Origin of the sequence: Streptomyces sp. SID1328 (genome assembly GCF_009865595.1) — a bacterium.
Lineage (GTDB): Bacteria > Actinomycetota > Actinomycetes > Streptomycetales > Streptomycetaceae > Streptomyces > Streptomyces griseoluteus.
This window is the reverse complement of the sequence record NZ_WWKH01001049.1, coordinates 1-2,812: the sequence shown is the minus strand read 5'-3', so window position 1 is coordinate 2,812 and position 2,812 is coordinate 1. Positions and strand designations below refer to the sequence as shown.

Sequence of the window (2,812 nt, the reverse complement as noted above, 5' to 3'; positions counted from 1 at the left end):
CCGCCGTTCCGGCCGCCGGTACGGCCCGCTCGGCGACGCGGGTGCCGGAGCCCTGGCGGGCGGTGAGCCAGCCCTCGGCGACCAGGTCGGCGTACGCCTCGGCGACGGTGTTGCGGGCGATCCCGAGGTCCGCCGCCAGGGTGCGGGAGGACGGCAGCCGGGTGCCGGGGGCGAGCCGGCCGGTGCGTACGGCGTCGCGCAGCGCGTCGGTGAGACCCCGGCGCAGACCGCTGCTCCCGGCCGGTTCGAGGTGGAGGTCGATCCCCAGATTGGCCCATGATTCTGCCATGGGAATGGACCATACTCCTGGGCTGCTTCGCTCCTAGGCTGCAAGCATGGAGACCACGGAGAACACCCCCGAATACGCCCCCGAGCACCCCGCCCGCCTGACCTGGACCGAGCACGTCCCCGACGTCTACAAGGCGATGGTCCGCCTGGACGCGGCCGCCCGGAAGGGCGTCGATCCGACGCTGCTGGAGCTGGTGAAGATCCGCGCCTCGCAGCTCAACCACTGCGCGTACTGCCTGGACATGCACACCAAGGACGCGCTCGCGGCCGGGGAGAGCGTGGAGCGGATCGTGCAGCTCAGCGCGTGGGAGGAGTCCCGGCACTTCTACACGGGGAAGGAGCTGGCGGCGCTGGAGCTGACCGAGGCGGTCACCGTCCTCACCGACGGCTTCGTGCCGGACGACGTGTACGAGCGCGCCGCCAAGCAGTTCGAGGAGGCGGAGCTGGCGCAGCTGATCGCCGCGATCACGGTGATCAACGCCTGGAACCGGTTCGCGGTGTCCACCCGGATGGTGCCGGGGCACTACACGCCGGGGCAGTACAAGTAACCGGCCCGGACGGCGGACGGCGGCGCGGCCCCCGGGCACGCGCCGCCGTCCGCCGTCCGGCGTCAGCTCACGGAAGCCAGCGCTTCCACTTCTCCGGGTGGGCGTCGACCCACTTCTTCGCGGCCTCCTCCGGGCTGAGCTTCTGCTCGGCGATCATGAGGGAGACCTCGTTCTGGTCCTCGGTGGTCCACTGGAACTTCTTCAGGAACGCGGCGCCCTTGCCGCCGGAGCGGGCGAAGTCGGCGTTGAGGAACTTGCGCAGCGGCGTCTTCGGGTACGCGCAGGTGATCTTCGCCGCGTCGGTGTCGCAGCCCTCCTTGTACGGCGGGAGCTTCACCTCGGTCATCGGCACCTTCTTGAACAGCCACTGGGGGGTGTACCAGTAGGTCAGGAAGGGCTTCTTCTCCTTGGCGAACTGCTTGATCTGGGTGATCTGCGCGGCCTCGGACCCGGCGAAGACGACCTGGTAGTTCAGCTTCAGGTTCTTCACCAGGGCCTTGTCGTGGGTGACGTAGGCCGGGGAGCCGTCCATGATCTGGCCCTTGCCGCCGGACTCGGCGGTGCGGAACTGCGAGGCGTACTTGTTGAGGTTCTTCCAGTTCGTGATGTCCGGGTGCTGCTTGGCGAAGTACGTCGGCACGAACCAGCCGATGTGCCCGGTGACACCGAGCCCGCCCGCGTAGGAGACGGTCTTCTTGTCGTGGACGTACCGCTTCTCCTGGTCGGGGTGGCTCCAGTCCTCCAGCAGGGCGTCCACGCGGCCCTGGCTGAGCGCGTCCCAGGCGGGGATCTCGTCGACCTGGACGGTGTCGACGCGGTAGCCCATCTTGTGTTCCAGCAGGTACTTGGCGACCGCCACGTTGGACTGCGCGCCCACCCAGGACTGCACGGACAGGGTCATGCTCCTGGCGCCGCCCGCGTTGGCGAACGGGCTGGCCTGCTTGGTCATGTCGGCCGCGCCGCAGCCGGTGAGCAGGGCGAGCGCGGACGCGGCGGCGACGCTCACCGAGAGGGTCGTACGGAATCGCATGTCACGCTCCCTTCTTCGCGCTGCGGCCGGTGGGCTGGGTCACCCGGTCGAGCATCAGGCCGAGGCAGACGATCGCGGCACCGGCGACCAGGCCGGTCGCGAGGTCGCCCTGGGCGAGGCCGAAGGCGACGTCGTAGCCGAGGGCGCCCGCGCCGACCAGACCGCCGATGATGACGACGGCGAGGACCAGGACCACGCCCTGGTTCACGGCGAGCAGCAGCGAGCGGCGGGCCAGCGGAAGCTGGACCTGCCAGAGCTGCTGGCGGCCGGTGGCGCCGAGCGAGCGGGCGGACTCCAGCGCGGCCGGGTCGACCTGGCGCAGGCCCTGCGCGGTGATCCGGACGACGGCCGGGAGGGCGTAGACCACGGCGGCGACGACGGCGGGCGCGCGGCCGACACCGAACAGGGCGACGACCGGGATCAGGTACACGAACTGCGGCATGGTCTGGAACACGTCCAGCACCGGGCGCAGGATGCGGTCCACCCGGTCGCTGCGGGCGGCGGCCACACCGGTGGCGATGCCGAGGACCAGGGTGACGGCGACCGCGGCCAGCACCTGGGAGAGGGTGTCGAGGGAGGAGTCCCAGACGCTGAGCACACCGATCGCGGCCATGGCGAGGGTGGCGGTCAGCGCGGTGCGCCAGGTGCCGATCAGCCACGCCAGCGCGGCGACGATCAGCAGCACCGACCACCAGGGCAGCGCGCGCAGACCGTCGCGGAGCGGGTCCAGCATCCAGGTGGTGAAGTGCGCGGCCCAGTCGGCGGTGCCGCCGATGACGGGGACGCCGGAGTACAGGTGCGCGGTCATCCAGTTGACGGCGTCGTTGACCGGCTCCGCGATGTTCAGGGTGGCGCCCGCGGGCCATTCGGCGCGGCCGAGCAGCCGGGCGGCGACCGCCGCGACGGCGGTGCCGGCGAGCGCGACGAGCCACACCGTGCGACGGGA

4 protein-coding genes are annotated in these 2,812 nt (G+C 71.2%); 1 reads left to right on the top strand and 3 read right to left on the bottom strand.

Annotation, left to right across the window (positions count from 1 at the left end; genetic code table 11):
• Positions 1–289: winged helix-turn-helix domain-containing protein (locus GT030_RS33865; protein WP_161204337.1), on the bottom strand; the 289-nt coding region annotated here is incomplete at its 3' end.
• 46 nt (positions 290–335) lie between these two features.
• On the opposite strand from GT030_RS33865, the gene GT030_RS33860 reads away from it, so the two are divergent.
• Positions 336–836 (top strand): carboxymuconolactone decarboxylase family protein, encoded by a 501-nt coding sequence (locus GT030_RS33860; RefSeq protein WP_161204336.1) that lies wholly within the window; start codon positions 336–338, stop codon positions 834–836.
• 67 nt (positions 837–903) lie between these two features.
• Here the strand turns inward: GT030_RS33860 and GT030_RS33855 are convergent, their stop codons facing one another.
• A complete protein-coding gene (locus GT030_RS33855) occupies positions 904–1,866 on the bottom strand; it encodes an ABC transporter substrate-binding protein (protein ID WP_161204335.1) in 963 nt (320 codons plus the stop codon).
• A 1-nt stretch (position 1,867) separates the two neighbouring features.
• Positions 1,868–2,812 (bottom strand): ABC transporter permease subunit (locus GT030_RS33850; RefSeq protein WP_161204334.1); only part of this gene is annotated, 945 nt, incomplete at its 5' end.